The 15,075-nt window shown below is 64.3% G+C and carries 15 protein-coding genes; 12 read left to right on the top strand and 3 right to left on the bottom strand.

All coding sequences use genetic code 11. The features are described from left to right. Positions 1–4 precede the first annotated feature (4 nt). From ILT42_RS19320 to pip, 7 genes are read left to right on the top strand one after another with little or no spacing between them, the layout of a single operon-like run. Complete coding sequence (locus ILT42_RS19320) at positions 5–1,600, top strand: ABC transporter substrate-binding protein (protein WP_204217528.1); 1,596 nt, start codon at positions 5–7, stop codon at positions 1,598–1,600. Between the two features lie 6 nt (positions 1,601–1,606). Further along, complete coding sequence (locus tag ILT42_RS19315) at positions 1,607–2,665, top strand: ABC transporter permease (RefSeq protein ID WP_204217527.1); 1,059 nt, start codon at positions 1,607–1,609, stop codon at positions 2,663–2,665. Beyond that, positions 2,665–3,612 (top strand): ABC transporter permease, encoded by a 948-nt coding sequence (locus ILT42_RS19310; protein WP_204217526.1) that lies wholly within the window; start codon positions 2,665–2,667, stop codon positions 3,610–3,612. Before ILT42_RS19315 ends, ILT42_RS19310 begins: the two co-directional genes overlap by 1 nt. After that, the gene (locus ILT42_RS19305) at positions 3,609–4,445 is read left to right on the top strand and encodes an ABC transporter ATP-binding protein (protein ID WP_204217525.1); all 837 of its coding nucleotides are present in this window, start codon (positions 3,609–3,611) and stop codon (positions 4,443–4,445) included. The genes ILT42_RS19310 and ILT42_RS19305 overlap by 4 nt, the downstream gene beginning before the upstream one ends. A gap of 14 nt (positions 4,446–4,459) precedes the next feature. Next, positions 4,460–5,239 carry an ABC transporter ATP-binding protein gene (locus ILT42_RS19300; protein WP_229428798.1) on the top strand — a complete coding sequence of 260 codons (780 nt, stop codon included), beginning with the start codon at positions 4,460–4,462 and terminating at the stop codon, positions 5,237–5,239. Positions 5,240–5,268: 29 nt separating this feature from the next. After that, positions 5,269–6,336 (top strand): dipeptidase, encoded by a 1,068-nt coding sequence (locus ILT42_RS19295; RefSeq protein ID WP_204217523.1) that lies wholly within the window; start codon positions 5,269–5,271, stop codon positions 6,334–6,336. A gap of 23 nt (positions 6,337–6,359) precedes the next feature. Then, complete coding sequence (gene pip / locus ILT42_RS19290) at positions 6,360–7,298, top strand: prolyl aminopeptidase (RefSeq protein WP_204217522.1); 939 nt, start codon at positions 6,360–6,362, stop codon at positions 7,296–7,298. 9 nt (positions 7,299–7,307) lie between these two features. Here pip and ILT42_RS19285 read toward each other — a convergent pair whose 3' ends face one another. After that, a complete protein-coding gene (locus tag ILT42_RS19285; protein WP_204217521.1) occupies positions 7,308–7,892 on the bottom strand; it encodes a biliverdin-producing heme oxygenase in 585 nt (194 codons plus the stop codon). 152 nt (positions 7,893–8,044) lie between these two features. Here ILT42_RS19285 and ILT42_RS19280 point away from each other — a divergent pair, with 152 nt between their 5' ends. Beyond that, a complete protein-coding gene (locus tag ILT42_RS19280; RefSeq protein ID WP_204217520.1) occupies positions 8,045–8,899 on the top strand; it encodes a lytic transglycosylase domain-containing protein in 855 nt (284 codons plus the stop codon). 131 nt (positions 8,900–9,030) lie between these two features. Next, positions 9,031–9,696 carry a PAQR family membrane homeostasis protein TrhA gene (gene trhA, locus ILT42_RS19275; RefSeq protein ID WP_204217519.1) on the top strand — a complete coding sequence of 222 codons (666 nt, stop codon included), beginning with the start codon at positions 9,031–9,033 and terminating at the stop codon, positions 9,694–9,696. Between the two features lie 19 nt (positions 9,697–9,715). Here the strand turns inward: trhA and ILT42_RS23125 are convergent, their stop codons facing one another. Continuing rightward, positions 9,716–9,838: a hypothetical protein gene (locus tag ILT42_RS23125; RefSeq protein WP_267874482.1), complete on the bottom strand. Its 123-nt coding sequence runs from the start codon at positions 9,836–9,838 to the stop codon at positions 9,716–9,718. 501 nt (positions 9,839–10,339) lie between these two features. Here ILT42_RS23125 and ILT42_RS23120 point away from each other — a divergent pair. After that, positions 10,340–12,235, top strand: coding sequence for a M10 family metallopeptidase (locus tag ILT42_RS23120; protein WP_204217518.1), 1,896 nt, complete (start codon positions 10,340–10,342; stop codon positions 12,233–12,235). A 54-nt stretch (positions 12,236–12,289) separates the two neighbouring features. Here ILT42_RS23120 and ILT42_RS19265 read toward each other — a convergent pair whose 3' ends face one another. Further along, positions 12,290–12,619 (bottom strand): hypothetical protein, encoded by a 330-nt coding sequence (locus ILT42_RS19265; protein ID WP_204217517.1) that lies wholly within the window; start codon positions 12,617–12,619, stop codon positions 12,290–12,292. Positions 12,620–13,124: 505 nt separating this feature from the next. On the opposite strand from ILT42_RS19265, the gene ILT42_RS19260 reads away from it, so the two are divergent. Beyond that, positions 13,125–13,859 carry an outer membrane protein gene (locus ILT42_RS19260; protein ID WP_204217516.1) on the top strand — a complete coding sequence of 245 codons (735 nt, stop codon included), beginning with the start codon at positions 13,125–13,127 and terminating at the stop codon, positions 13,857–13,859. Positions 13,860–13,977: 118 nt separating this feature from the next. After that, positions 13,978–15,075 (top strand): FAD-binding oxidoreductase (locus tag ILT42_RS19255; RefSeq protein ID WP_204217515.1); only part of this gene is annotated, 1,098 nt, incomplete at its 3' end.

Raw genomic sequence — 15,075 nt, 5'->3', positions numbered from 1 at the left:
AACCATGAAACCACTACCGCGCTTCCTTCTGTCGGCCGCCATGGTCGCCACCATGGCCACCTCGTTTTCCGCCGTCATGGCTGCCACGCCTCCGGACACCTTGGTCCAGGCCTGGCAGAGCGACGACATCATCTCGCTGGACCCGGCAGAGGTATTCGAGTTCTCGTCCTCGGAGATCATGGGCAACACCTACGAGCGCCTCGTCACCTACGACATCAAGGATGTGTCGAAGATCTCCGGACAGGTCGCGGAATCCTGGACGGTCTCGCCGGACGGCAAGACCTTCACCTTCAAGATCAAGCCCAACCGCAAGTTCGCCTCCGGCAATCCCATCACGGCCGAGGACGTGGTCTATTCGCTGACCCGCGCCGTGGCGCTGGACAAGTCGCCCGCCTTCATCCTGGGCCAGTTCGGCCTGACGAAGGACAACGTGAAGGACAAGGTCAAGCAGACCGGCCCGCTCGAGGTGACCTTCGAGGTCGACAAGCCTTACGCTCCGACCCTGGTGCTCTACTGCCTGGGCAACTCGGTGGCGTCCATCGTCGACAAGAAGCTGCTCACCCAGAACGAAAAGGACGGCGACTGGGGCTATAACTGGCTTAAGACCAAGTATGCGGGCTCGGGCCCCTACATCATGCGCGACTGGAAGGCCAACGAGGTCCTGGTTCTGGAGCGCAACCCGAACTATGAGAACAAGACCCCGCTCGCCCGCGTGATCTTCCGCCACATCAAGGAGACGGCCAGCCAGCGCCTGCTCCTCGAGAAGGGCGACGTGGACGTGGCCCGCAACCTGAATCCTGAGGAAATCGCGGCGGTCTCCAAGGACCCGAACATCAAGATCGAGAGCGGCCCGAAGGGCACCGTCTACTATCTCGGCTTGAACCAGAAGAACCCGAACCTGGCCAAGCCCGAGGTTCGCCTCGCCCTGAAATACTTGGTCGACTACGCCGCGATCGCCGACACGATCATGAAGAGCAAGGGCGACGTGCACCAGAACTTCCTGCCCAAGGGCTTCCTGGGCGCCGAGACCAACAACCCCTACAAGCTCGACGTCGCCAAGGCGAAGGAACTGCTGGCCAAGGCGGGCCTGAAGGACGGCTTCTCGGTCACGATGGACACCCGCTCCACTGCCGAGATCACGGGCATCGCCCAGGCTATGCAGGCGACCTTCGCGCAAGCGGGCATCAAGCTCGAGATCCTGCCGATGGACAGCAAGCAGGCCCTGACCAAGTACCGCGCCCGCCAGCACGACATCTATATCGGCAACTGGGGCTCGGATTATCAGGACCCGAACTCCAACGCCGACACCTTCGCGGCGAACGACGACAACACGGACAACGCGAAGGCCAAGCCGCTTGCCTGGCGCAACGCCTGGGATCCGGGTGCCCTGACCGCCAAGACTCGCGCCGCCGTGATGGAGCGTGACGCCGAGAAGCGGGCCCAGATGTACAAAGAACTGCAGAAGTCGGTACTCGACGACGGCCCGTTCGTGATCTTCCTCCAGCAGACCGAAGTCGCGGCCGTGCGCAAGAATGTCGAGAACTTCATTCTTGGACCGTCGTTCAGCGACAACGACGTGACGCAGGCGAAGAAGAACTAAGCCTCGATGGCATCGGCAACCTTGCAGGGAGGCGGAGGGCATGGTCTTGCCCTCCGCTTCTTCCTTAAGCGCCTCGCGCAATTCGTCATCGTCCTGGCAACGACCCTGCTCGGCCTCGTCGCCGTCACGTTCTTCATCGGCCGCGTCGTTCCCATCGACCCCGTCCTGGCCATCGTGGGCGACCGGGCGCCGGCTCATGTCTACGAGCGCGTGCGGCAGGAGATGGGCCTCGACCGGCCGCTCATCGAGCAATTCGCCATCTACGTGAAGAAGGCCGCCACGGGCGATTTCGGCAATTCGGTTCTGACCACCAACCCGGTGATGACCGATATCATCAACGTGTTCCCGGCCACCCTGGAACTGGCGACCCTCGGCACGCTCATCGGCACGATCATCGGCATTCCGCTCGGGGTGCTCGCCGCCGTGAAGCGAGGCAGCATCGTCGACCAGATCGTGCGCCTGCTCGGCCTCGTGGGCTATTCCGTGCCGATCTTCTGGCTCGGCCTCATGGGCCTGCTGCTTTTCTACGCCAAGCTCGGATGGGTGGCGGGACCGGGGCGCATCGACGTCACCTATTCCTACCTCTACACGCCCGTGACCGGCATCGTGCTCCTCGACACGGCCATGCAGGGCCAGTGGGATGCGTTCTGGGACGCGGTCTCGCACGTGCTGCTGCCCGCCTGCCTGCTGGGCTATTTCTCGCTCGCGTATATCAGCCGCATGACGCGCTCGTTCATGCTGAATGAGTTGGCGCAGGAATACGTGATCGCCGCGCGGGTGAAGGGCTTGTCGGAGACCCGCGTGATCTGGCGTCATGCGCTGCGCAACGCCGCCGTGCCGCTCATCACCGTTATCGCCCTGTCCTACGCCAACCTGCTGGAGGGCTCGGTGCTGACGGAAACCGTCTTCGCCTGGCCGGGCCTGGGCCAGTACATCACCAACTCGCTCCAGAATGCCGACATGAACGCCGTTCTCGGCGGCACGCTGGTGATCGGCGCGGTCTTCGTGCTGCTCAACCTCGTGTCCGATCTGCTCTACCGCCTGCTCGATCCGAGGACGCGCTGATGGCCGGTTCCCCTCCCCTTCCGCCGATCCCGACCGCCGCGCCTGTCGGCATGCGGGCCTGGCTCCTGTCCTCGGAGCCGTCGTCCCGCTGGCAGGCCCGCCTCGGTCGCGGCTATCTCGGCTGGCGCACCTTCAGCCGCAATCCCCTGGCGGTGATCGGCCTCGCGGTGATCCTGCTCCTGGTCTTCGTGGCGCTCTTCGCCGACGTGATCGCGCCGTATTCGCCCATCGCGGGCGGAGACCTGCGCACCGAGCGCCTTCTGCCCCCGAGCGCGCTTCACTGGTTCGGCACCGACGATCAGGCGCGGGACATCTTCTCCCGCGTGATCTACGGCTCGCGCATCACCCTCATGGTGGTGATGCTGGTGGCGGTCATCGCCACGCCCATCGGGCTGCTCTTCGGCACGGTCGCGGGCTACATGGGCGGCTGGGTCGATACGGTGCTCATGCGCATCACCGACATCTTCCTGGCCTTCCCGCGCCTCGTGCTGGCGCTGGCCTTCGTGGCGGCGCTCGGACCCGGCATCGAGAACGCCATCATCGCCATCGCGATCACGTCCTGGCCGCCTTACGCGCGCATCGCCCGGGCCGAGACGCTGACGATCCGCAACAGCGACTTCATCGCCGCCGTGAAGCTCCAGGGCGCGTCCACGCCCCGGATCATCTTAGGGCATGTGGTGCCGCTGTGCATGTCGTCCCTCATCGTGCGGGTGACGCTGGACATGGCGGGCATCATCCTGACGGCCGCCGGCCTGGGCTTCCTGGGGTTGGGCGCTCAGCCGCCCATGCCGGAATGGGGCGCCATGGTGGCCACGGGCCGCAACTACCTCATCGATCAATGGTGGGTGGCGGCGATGCCGGGCCTCGCCATCTTCGTGGTCAGCCTGGGCTTCAACCTCCTGGGCGACGGCCTGCGCGATGTGCTCGATCCCAAGGCTGCGAAATGACGGCTCCCCTTCTCGACGTCGAGGACCTGCGGGTCCGCTTCCACCTGCGCACCGGCACCGTCGAGGCGGTCCGGGGCGTCACCTTCAAGCTGGGCCGGGAGCGCCTCGGCATCGTGGGCGAATCGGGCTCGGGCAAATCCCAGACCGGCCGTGCGATCCTGGGGCTCACCCCACCGCCCGGCGAGGTCGAGGCCAGGCGTCTCGCCTTCGACGGGATCGACCTGCTCACCGCATCCCGCCGCACCCTGCGGGCCCTCCGGGGCGGGCGCATCAGCATGGTCATGCAGGACCCGAAGTATTCCCTGAACCCGGTCATGCCCATCGGAGAGCAGATTATCGAGGCGTATCAGGCACACAAGAAAGCCGGCAAAGGCGAGGCCCGCGACCGGGCGCTCGCCATGCTGGAGGCCGTGAAGATGCGCGATCCGGGCCGCGTCTTCGCCCTCTACCCGCACGAGGTCTCCGGCGGCATGGGCCAGCGCGCCATGATCGCCATGATGTTGGTGACCGAGCCCGACCTGCTCATCGCGGACGAGCCGACCTCGGCCCTCGACGTGACGGTGTCCATGGAGATCCTGCGAATCCTCGACGAGCTCGTCTCGGAGCGCGGCATGGGTCTGATCTTCATCTCCCACGACCTGAAGCTCGTCTCGTCCTTCTGCGACCGGGTGCTCGTGATGTATGCGGGCCGCGTGGTCGAGGAGATCGAGGCCCGGAACCTGCGCGACGCGCGGCATCCCTACACGCAAGGCCTCATGCGCTGCCTGCCCACCCTCAAGGACGACGTCCGTCCCCTCCCCACCCTCAACCGCGATCCGGCTTGGGCCCTGTGATGGCACGCGATCCCATGCTCGATATCCGCTCCTTACGCGTCACCTACGGGACCGGACGCATGCAGGTCGATGCGGTGAAGGATGTGAGTTTCCAGGTCGAGCCCGGCTCGGTCTACGGCCTCGTGGGCGAGTCGGGTTCCGGCAAGTCCACGGTGCTGCGGGCCATCTGCGGCCTCGCGCCGGTCTCGGCCGGACGCATCATGGTGGATGGGCGAGAGGTTCCGTCCCCACGTAGCAAGGCCTTCTACCGCACGGTCCAGATGGTCTTCCAGGACCCCTATGCCTCCCTGCATCCGCGCCATACGGTGGACCGAACCCTGTCCGAGCCCCTGGCGATCCACGGGGAGCGGGACGCGGAGGCGCGGATCCTCCAGGCCCTGCGGGAGGTCGGTCTCGGCCCCTCCTTCCGGTTCCGCTACCCGCACCAGCTCTCCGGCGGCCAGCGCCAGCGCATCGCCATCGCGCGCGCGCTGATCCTGCGCCCGAAGGTGCTGCTGCTGGACGAGCCGACGTCTGCCCTCGACGCGTCCGTTCAGGCCGAAATCCTGAACCTGCTGGACGACCTGCGCCGCAATCTGGGGCTGACCTACATCCTCGTGAGCCACGACCTCGCCGTGGTGGCCCATCTCTGCGACCGGCTGCTGGTGATGCGCCACGGAGAAGCCGTCGAGGAAACCTCCTCGGAGACCTTGCGGGCCAACCGGGTCGAGAGCGACTACACCCGCTCCCTCGTCGAAGCGAGCCAGGGTTTCACCAGACGCACTCCTCAAGCCGGGGCGCCCCTGGCATCCTGACACCCCTCCTTCACGACTCGATCGGTTCCATGCCCTCCTCGCCCCTGATTCCCGTCTTCGACGGCCATAACGACGTCCTGTTCCGCCTGATCCACGGCAAGGCCGAGCCCGAGCGCGCCTTCCTGGAGGGCGACAATATCGGGCATCTCGATCTCCCCCGGATGAAGCAGGGCGGCTTCGTGGGTGGGTTCTTCGCGGTCTATTGCCCGTCGCCGGACCTCGGGGTCGACGTGGACGACCTGATGACGAAGCCGGAATACGACGTGCCGCTGCCGAAGCCCCTGGAACTGGCGCCGAGCCAGCAGATCACCCTGCGCATGGCCTCGCTCCTCTTCCGCATCGAGCGGGCCTCGGGGGGCGAGGTCGTGGTGTGCCGCAGCGCGGCCGACATCCGGCAGTGCATCGACAGCGGCAAGCTCGCCACGATCCTGCACATCGAGGGCGCCGAAGCCATCGATCCGGACCTCTATTTCCTCGACGTTCTCTACGAGAGCGGCCTGCGATCGATCGGACCCGTCTGGAGCCGCCCCAACATTTTCGGCCACGGGGTTCCGTTCCGCTATCCCTCGACGCCCGACACGGGACCCGGCCTGACGGAGCGCGGGCGGGCGCTCGTCAAGGCCTGCAACCGGCTCAAGGTGATGATCGACCTGTCCCACCTCAACGAGAAGGGGTTCTGGGACGTGGCGAAGCTCTCCGACGCGCCTCTGGTGGCTACCCATTCCAACGCCTACGCGCTGTGCAACCACTCCCGCAACCTGACCGACCGGCAGCTTGCGGCGATCCGCGAGAGCCGAGGCGTGGTGGGCGTGAACTTCGCCACCTCCTTCATCCGGCCGGACGGCCAGCGCAGGGAGCATACGCCGCTCGAGGACATGATCCGCCACATGGATCACCTCGTCGAGCACCTGGGCGTCGAGGGTGTCGCCCTGGGCTCGGATTTCGACGGCGCCACGATCCCGGCGGAGATCGGCGACGTACGGGGCCTGCCGCGCCTGGTGGAAGCCATGCGCCGCCACGGCTATGATGAGGCCGCCATCCGCAAGATCTGCTGCGACAATTGGATCGACGTCCTGGAACGCACCTGGGGCCGGTGAACCCGCCCATGGAGACCGGCTGCATGGCCCCCCGCACGCTTTATCCCGAGATCGAACCCTACGACCACGGTTGGCTCGACACCGGGGACGGCCACGAGGTGTATTGGGAGCTCTGCGGCAACCCCGTGGTCTTCCTGCATGGCGGCCCCGGCGGCGGATGCTCGGCCGCCCACCGGCGCCAGTTCGATCCGGCCCGGTACAAGATCCTTCTGTTCGATCAGCGGGGCTGCGGACGCTCCCGGCCTCATGCCAGCCTGGAGAACAACACCACCTGGCACCTCGTGGCCGATATCGAGCGGCTGCGGGACATGTCCGGCGCCAGGGCCTGGATGGTCTTCGGCGGCTCCTGGGGCAGCACGCTGGCGCTGGCCTACGCGCAGACCCATCCCGAGCGGGTGAGCGAACTTGTACTGCGGGGCATCTTCACCCTGCGGCGCAAGGAGCTCCTCTGGTACTATCAGGAGGGCGCCTCCTGGCTTTTCCCCGAGAAGTGGGAGGGTTTCCTGGCTCCGATCCCGGAGGCCGAACGCGGGGACCTGATGGCGGCCTACCGCAAGCGCCTGATCGACCCGGACCCGGACGTGCAGGCCGAGGCCGCCCGGGCCTGGAGCCTGTGGGAGGGCGAGACCATCACGCTCCTGCCCAACGCCGCCTTCTCCGAACAATTCGGGGATCCCCATTACGCCATCGCCTTCGCGCGGATCGAGAACCACTACTTCGTGAACAACGGTTTCATGGAGGAGGGACAACTCATCCGGGACGCGCACAAGCTCCGGGACATCCCGGCCGTGATCGTCCAGGGCCGCTATGACGTGGCGACGCCGCCCACAACCGCCTGGGACCTGCATCGGGCCTGGCCGGAGGCCCGGTTCGTCATGGTGGACGATGCCGGCCACGCCTTTACGGAGCCGGGCATTCTTCATCACCTGATCGAGGCCACGGACGCTTTCGCGGACAGGTGAACCGGTGCGTCAGGCGGCAGCGCTTGCGGGCGCGTCGCCGCAGATCCAGTCCTGCATGCGCCGGAAGGTGAGAGACGCCGACGCGACGACGGCGTCGTCCCGGTCCGGATGGGCCTCCTGCTCGAGCTTAGCCCGAAACGCGCGCCACATCTGGCCGACGCCAGCCCCATAGCTGCGAAAATAGGCGCAGCCGTTCTCGGACGTGAGGCCGAACAATTCTTCCATCCGGCGCGAGATGATGGTCCCGCCGAGGGTCGATCCTTCCATCACGTACATGGTTCCCAAAACCTCGGACCGGGACCCCGTGGGCACAGGGGGAGTGCACAGGGGGAGATCCGCGATGTCGCCCTCCGTCAGTCCCAGCGCCAGGAGGTCTCTCGAGAGCAGGTCGGCCTTGCGCCTGGGCTCGAAGAAATCGGGCTCCGAAAAGGTCGCGGCGGCACGGTCCTCCCAGGAGGCGTGGAACCCGTAGAAACGCTCGAGGACGGCCCGGTAGGCTTTGAGGGACGTCATCCGGTTCTCGAGATCCATGGCCTGCTCGATGCTGTCGTGCGCAGGCCGGGTTTCGATGCGAAGCTTTTCGAGAAGGGTCATGGGGCGGATTTGTAGAGCCTGCCTCCTTCCCCTGCAAGGGATGCCGAGCTGCCGATACCCCTCAACGCCGGCCGGCATTTCCGCTAAGGAAGCCTGCGGGTTCGGCTTGGCGGATCGATCGGGCACGAAAACCCTGTGAACTCGGAGGTTACATGCGCATCGGTCCGGCTGTCTGCGGATTTGCTCTTGGCGTCGCTGCCGCCCTCGGGGAGGCGCGGTCGGAGCCTGCGACAGAAACCGTCGAGCAAGCCTTGTGCAGGCTCATCGAAGGCTCGGCCCGCCGGCACGCGATCCCGGCCGATTTCATGACGAGGCTCATCTGGCGCGAGAGTTCGTTCCGAACGGGCGTCGTCAGCCCGGCAGGCGCGCAAGGTATCGCCCAGTTCATGCCTGGCACGGCGCAGGAACGACAGCTCGCCGATCCTTTCGATCCCGAGCAGGCCATCCCGAAAGCCGCCGAGTTCATCGCGGAGCTGCGAGTCCGGTTTGGAAACCTCGGCTTGGCTGCGGCTGCCTATAATGGGGGTCCCGCCCGCGTCGCATCCTGGCTGGCCGGCCGGGGCGGGCTGCCGGGCGAGACCCGGAACTATGTCGGCGCCGTCACGGGCCGCTCCGCCGAGGACTGGGCTGCGGACGCCAAGGATGCGGGTGCCCCCGCGCCCCCGCCGCTCGCCGCGACCGAAACGACCTGCCTGCAAATCGTGGCGCTCCTGCGCCGGCCGGGTGCGGATGAAGGTCCCGGGGAAGCGCCCTTCGCCCCATGGGGGGTCCAGCTCGCGGGCAATTTCTCGAAGGCGCGGGCTCTCACGGCCTTTGGCCGAGCGAGCGCCCGATACGCGTCCGTGCTCGGCGAGGTTCGACCTATGGTCATCGGGACGCGGCTGAGAAGCCGGGGCACACGCACATTTTACCGGGTGCGCGTGCCCGCCGAGTCCCGCAACGCCGCCAACCAGCTCTGCCAGAAAATTCGGTTGGTGGGCGGCGCCTGCGTGGCCCTGCCGAGCTGAGCGCGAGGGACCGGCGCGTCCTGGGCGGGCTTGTGAGCGGCGCGGGCAGCCGGTTTGCCGTCACAGGCGCGTCAATGAGCGACAGCAGAATGGCGCTGGCGAAGGCGCAGTGGGCGTTTAGATAGACGAGCATGGACAACACGCGGCACACCAGGTTCCACTGGAACTACGACAGCACCGAACTTTGGATGGATGGCATCGTCCATGTGCTGGGCGTGCTGCTGGCCATCACGGGCGCCGCACTCCTCCTCGTGCTCGCCATCGATCTGACGCCGGGTGAATACGTGTCGGTGTCGGTCTATCTCGCGGGCCTCGTGACGGTTCTGGGAGTTTCGGCCATCTACAACATGTGGCCGGTCTCCCCCGTGAAATGGCTGCTGCGCCGGTTCGACCACTCGGCAATCTACCTTTTGATTGCCGGCACCTACACGCCTTTCATGACCCAGATGAAGACCTCGTCTCTCTCGACCGGTCTTTTGGTTGGCGTTTGGACCACATCGGTGATCGGGATCGCGCTGAAACTTCTGCTTCCCGGCCGGTTCGACCGCCTGTCGATCCTGTTCTATCTCGGCATCAGCTGGAGCGGCATCGTGTTCTACGAAGCGATCTTCGCCGAGTTGCCGATTTCCACGCTGGCCTGGCTGGGAGCCGGCGGCGTTCTCTATACAGTGGGCGTGATCTTCCACGTCTGGGAGCGGCTGAGGTTCCATAACGCCATCTGGCACGCCTTCGTGCTCCTGGCGGCCTCCTGCCACTATGGGGCCGTCCTTGACCTGATGGTCCTGGCCCGCGCGTGAGGACGGGCCGCCATCACCGTCAGTAGGGAGCCTGCATCAACATCAGAAGCGCGCTCACGCCCGTGGTCGACAAGACGAAAGCGACGAGCGATTTCGTGAAGGATGGTTGAGCTTGGCTGGCGGATTTGTCGACGGGCTGCATGGCAGGTCCTCGGTGGTGATAGACTGCCTCAACAACACGGCAATGCTTCGTTCGTTCCGAATTTCGGCAGTATAACCCCGTGGAACGGCAGCTCAGCGTCGCCAAGATGGCCAGCTGGAGCCGGCAAGTGATTCGATACACTTTACTAACCTTGCGTCCTCCACAACGGAGACAGTCGTTACATTAAAACAAATTACGTTAAATCGAGTGTCTGAATATCGTCCTATAAGCTATAATGTATAACGACCGATGAAATCAGAAGTATTCATTGATCAACTGCTGCGAGCTTTCCGTAGAGAGAATGCAAAAACCTGTATATTAAGAGAGTTCACATTTACTAAATTTGCGTGTTGAAACTTCATAACAGTAGCTTAAGCGCTTCATTTAGGATTTATTAACTTTCGATAAGTCGCAAATCCTGATTGGCGAGATTTCATGCCATCAAAACGCCTTATGGTTGCGGCCATAGGTGCGCTTTGAGCAACCCGAAGAACCAGACAGATGTGCTACGCTTGCGCAGCCCAGGGAACCGTCGCGTCCTGGGCCTCGTTCGATCATGCCTCCGGCACCGCGGCCACGACGCAGACGGCGCCCATGGCGGCGAGCGGCTCGACCGTGGGTGCCACGGGAATCCGCAACATCGACGCCCTGTTGAGCGGTTATCGCTGGTCAGGCACCATCAGCTACAGCTTTCCTGACGCTCGCTCGGACTACGAGAGCAAGTACATGGAAGCGAACGCGACCGGCTTCGGATCCGTCACCTTCGCGCAGATGCAGGCCGCACGCTATATCCTCGAAGGCGTCAGCCCCTACGCCGGCGGGCCAATGATGGCACTGACATCCTTCGAGGGCGTGACGGGCGCCTCCATCGTCGATGCGGGCATGGGCGGAGCCGACATCCGCATCGCCAAGTCGGGTGCCGCCAACCCGACCGCCTACGCCTATTACCCGGGCTCGCATTACACCGCAGGCGACGTTTGGTTCGGAACGCAGCAGGATTACGGCAAGTCCGTCGTCGGCTCCTATGCCTACATGACCATGGTGCATGAGCTGGGCCACGCCCTCGGCCTGAAGCACGGTCATGTGGGAGGCGGCGTCGCCGACGTGGCTCTGACGGCCGCCGACGATTCCATGGAAATGTCCGTCATGACCTACCGGTCCTATGCGGGCCAGTCCACGAACAACTACACCAACGAAGCCTATGGCTATGCCCAGACCTTCATGATCTGGGACATCGCGGCGCTCCAGGAGATGTACGGCGCGAATTTCGACACCCGGAGCGACTCGACGCTCTATCACTGGGATCCAGCCACCGGCCAAGCTTTCGTGAACGGCGTGGGGCAAGGCGCTCCCGGCACAAATCGGATTTTCCAGACGATTTGGGACGGGGGTGGGATCGATACCTACGACTTTTCCAACTACGGCACGAACCTCACCATCGACCTGTCACCGGGCGGCTGGTCGACCCTATCGTCCGTTCAGCTCGCCAAGCTCGGGCCGAGCCAGTACGCCCGCGGGAACGTCTTCAACGCGCTCCAGCACGAAGGTGACCCGCGCTCACTGATCGAGAATGCGAAGGGCAGCATCGGCAACGATACGCTGACGGGGAATGCCGCGAACAACGCGCTCTTCGGCGGCGGCGGGAACGACACCCTGTTCGGAGCAGCCGGTGACGACAGCCTCACCGGGGGTGCGGGCGACGACCAGCTCAATGGCGGCTCCGGCACGGATACGGCCTTCTTCACCGGGGCACGGAGCGACTACACGATCGCACAGATCGACGAGGTGACCTTTCAGGTGACCGACCACAACCTGGCTCGCGACGGCTCCGATCGCCTCATCGACATCAACGTGGCCCAGTTCTCCGATCAAACCTTCGTCTTCGGCAGCCAGTCGGTCCCGCTCGCCGAGGCAGCTCTCGGTGCCCGGATTCTGAAGGGGAGCCCTCGCAAGGACGTTCTGGTCGGCAGCGCCTTCAGCGAGATCATTCAGGGTCTGGGCGGAAACGACACGCTCCGCGGGAATGCCGGCAACGACTACATCGTGGGCAATGGTGGGAAGGACATTCTCTTCGGCGGCGGCGGCCAGGATACGTTCGTGTTCAACACCAAGCCCTCCGCCTCGAATATCGACACGATCAAGGACTTCAGCGTCCTGGACGATACGATCCATCTCGACAAGCGGATCTTCACGAAGCTCGGCGCGGCCGGAGCGTTGAAGAAGGCGGCCTTTCATATGGGTCCGGAAGCGCGCGACAAAGCGGATCGCGTCATCTACGACAAGAAGTCCGGCGGGCTGTTCTACGATCCCGACGGGAGCGGCAGCGCGCAGGCCAAACAGGTCGCGATCCTGTCCAAGAACCTCAAGTTGACCCATAAGGATTTTTGGGTGGTCTGAAGGCATGGGCCGGTCAACGTCGGACCGGCCTGCTCCACCACCCTGTCGGGCCTATCAATGCGTCGTGACCTGACGAGGATCGTCCGCGTAGGTCTCGTAATGGAGCGTCCGAGCCGGTACCGCCTCGAGCTGCCGGGAGGCCTTGGGCCAGTCCTGCGCAGACTGCTCGTAAGCTTGCGGCATGAAACGGGGACGGAAGCGCAGATCCACGAGCGCACGCAGTTCTGGGGCGGCCAAGTCCATGACGCCGGCATCCCGCCAACGACGGCGCAGGGTCGGCTTGCTGGAGAAAAGGCCCCAGAAGCCCCTCACCTCCTCTTCGACCTGCAGCACGATGGACCCGGTAAATGTTTTCCGGAGGTTGAATCGACCTGTCAGAGCCATGTCCGATCTCCTCTGCGTCGCCGTGACCTGGAGTTCCGGCGCCTTGCCCTTAACCAACGCATGGGCCGCGACGCTCAGCATCGATCGGCCCGGGCTCACGAAGGTTTCTTGTAAGGGCAATGCCTTCGTGCCGGGACTGTTCCGATCACAGATGGTCGACCTGTCCCCGTGGGCCATTGGCTCCGGGGCACAGCTTGGGGATAAGGACGACGAGGGGACCAAAAAGAAAATGCCCTGTCGAACGAGTCGACAGGGCGAGGTCTCTCTCTAGGTGCTCATTCGAAGCGACCGCCTGAAATGTGCACACAGATTAACGCACAATGAATGCCGTTCGTCAAATCCCCGTGGGCAGCAGACATTTCAGAATGGTAAATACGTAACATAACTATAATACATGAACAGTATTGCGCGTTAAGAATTGGGCAGCTATGTGGCCAAATTGCAATACAACTTTGACGAAAGCTGAGATAAAGTAGAGCTTCCATTGAACACAAGGGAAACGTTCATGCGCATTCTTCTTCAGAGCTTGCTGGCCGGCGCCGCAGCCGTCGCGATCGCAGCTTCGTCCGCTCAGGCTGCTGACCTTCCGTCCCGCGCCGCTCCGGCTCCGGTGATCGCCGTGGTTCCGGTCTTCACCTGGACCGGCTTTTACGTCGGCGTGAACGCAGGCTACGGCTGGAACAACAACGACAACAACAACTACTTCGACCCGTCGTTCGGCATCTACGGCAACAACAGCGACAACGACGGCGGCTTCGTCGGCGGTGGTCAGATCGGCTACAACTACCAGGTCGGTTCGTTCGTGATCGGTGTCGAGGCTGACCTGCAGTACGCCGACATCGGCGGCAAGGCCAACAACTACTTCGCCGGCTACTACTACGGCAACAAGGATTCGGACGGTTACTTCGGTACGGTCCGTGCCCGCGCCGGTGTCGCCTTCGATCGCGCCCTCATCTACGTGACCGGCGGTTTCGCTTACGGCGATATCGCTCAGGGCAGCTCCTCGCTCTACGCTCCGGGCGTCGCCTACTATTACGGCGGCAGCGACGACAGCAACACGGGCTGGGTGCTCGGCGGTGGTGTCGAGTACGCGTTCACGAACAACCTGACCGCCAAGATCGAAGGTCTGTACGTGAACCTCGACACGAAGAACAACTGGACCGGCCTTTATGCCGACAGCAACAACGCCGAGTTCGGTGTGGTTCGCGCCGGCCTGAACTTCAAGTTCGGCACCTACTAAGATCTTTCGCGAAAGCGATCGACGAGAGGCCCGGTGGAAACACCGGGCCTTTTCTTTGCGTCTCACCCGTGCTTCCTGGCCCTGTCAGCCACTTGAGGCCGGTGATCCGGCAACGATCATGGAAACCCCTTCTCATCAGCTCGAACAGGCCGCGTCCGTTCTCTTGAAGAACCTGGGCCCTCACGCTGTCATGATGGGATCCGATATCCCGTCCCGCTGCCTTCAAGACATGAGCAACCTCCCGCCGGCGCGGCCTTGGCTCTTCGTGCGTCCCAGCGGCGCGGCCGAAGTCGCGGACGTGATTCGGGTGGCGCTGACCCATGGGATCCCGGTCGTGCCGCAGGGCGGCCTGACAGGCCTCTGCGGAGGCGCCCTCCCGGATGTGGGCGCAATCGCGCTCTCGACCGAACGGCTGACCGGCGTCGAGGAGATCGACCCGGCCGCCGCGACGATGATCGTGGGGGCCGGCACGCCTTTGGAGACGGTCCAGAAGGCCGCCGACGACGCAGGACTCTTCTATCCCGTCGATCTCGGCTCACGCGGGTCCTGCACCATCGGGGGCAACATCGCCACCAACGCGGGCGGCGTCCGAGTGATCCGTTACGGTATGACCCGCGATATGGTGCTGGGCCTCGAAGCCGTTCTGCCCGACGGTTCGATCATGACGAGCCTGAACAAGATGCTCAAGAACAATGCGGGCTACGACCTGAAGCAGATGCTCATCGGCAGCGAGGGCACTCTCGGCGTCGTCACCCGCGCCGTCCTTCGGCTGTTTCCCAAACCCGCCTGCACGATGCTGGCGCTTTGCGCCGTGGATGATTATCGACAGGCGATCAAGCTTTTGGCAGCCGCGCGTTCCGGCCTCGAGCCCCTGCTATCCGCGTTCGAGGTGATGTGGCCGGGTTACTGGGCCATGGCGACGCAACGCGTGGCTGGCCTGCGCGATCCCTTTGCGGGATCCCACTCCTCTGGATCTCACGCCGCCTACATTCTCATCGAGGCGCAGGGGTCGGACGCCGTCGCCGATCCAGAGCGCTTCGGGTCCTGGCTGGAGCGTCAGGCGGAGGCTGGATTGTTGGCCGATGGAGTCGTGGCACAATCCGTCGCGGATTCGCGCGCGTTCTGGGCGATCCGGGACGCGAACTCCGAGTTCGCTTCGCATTGCGGGCCTTGCGTGGATTTCGACATCGGCCTGGCCGTGGGCGTCATGGATGAC

It is taken from the genome of Microvirga pudoricolor (assembly GCF_016892705.1).
GTDB lineage: Bacteria > Pseudomonadota > Alphaproteobacteria > Rhizobiales > Beijerinckiaceae > Microvirga > Microvirga pudoricolor.
The sequence above is the reverse complement of the archived record's forward strand: the minus strand, read 5'-3'. Positions and strand labels throughout refer to the sequence as shown.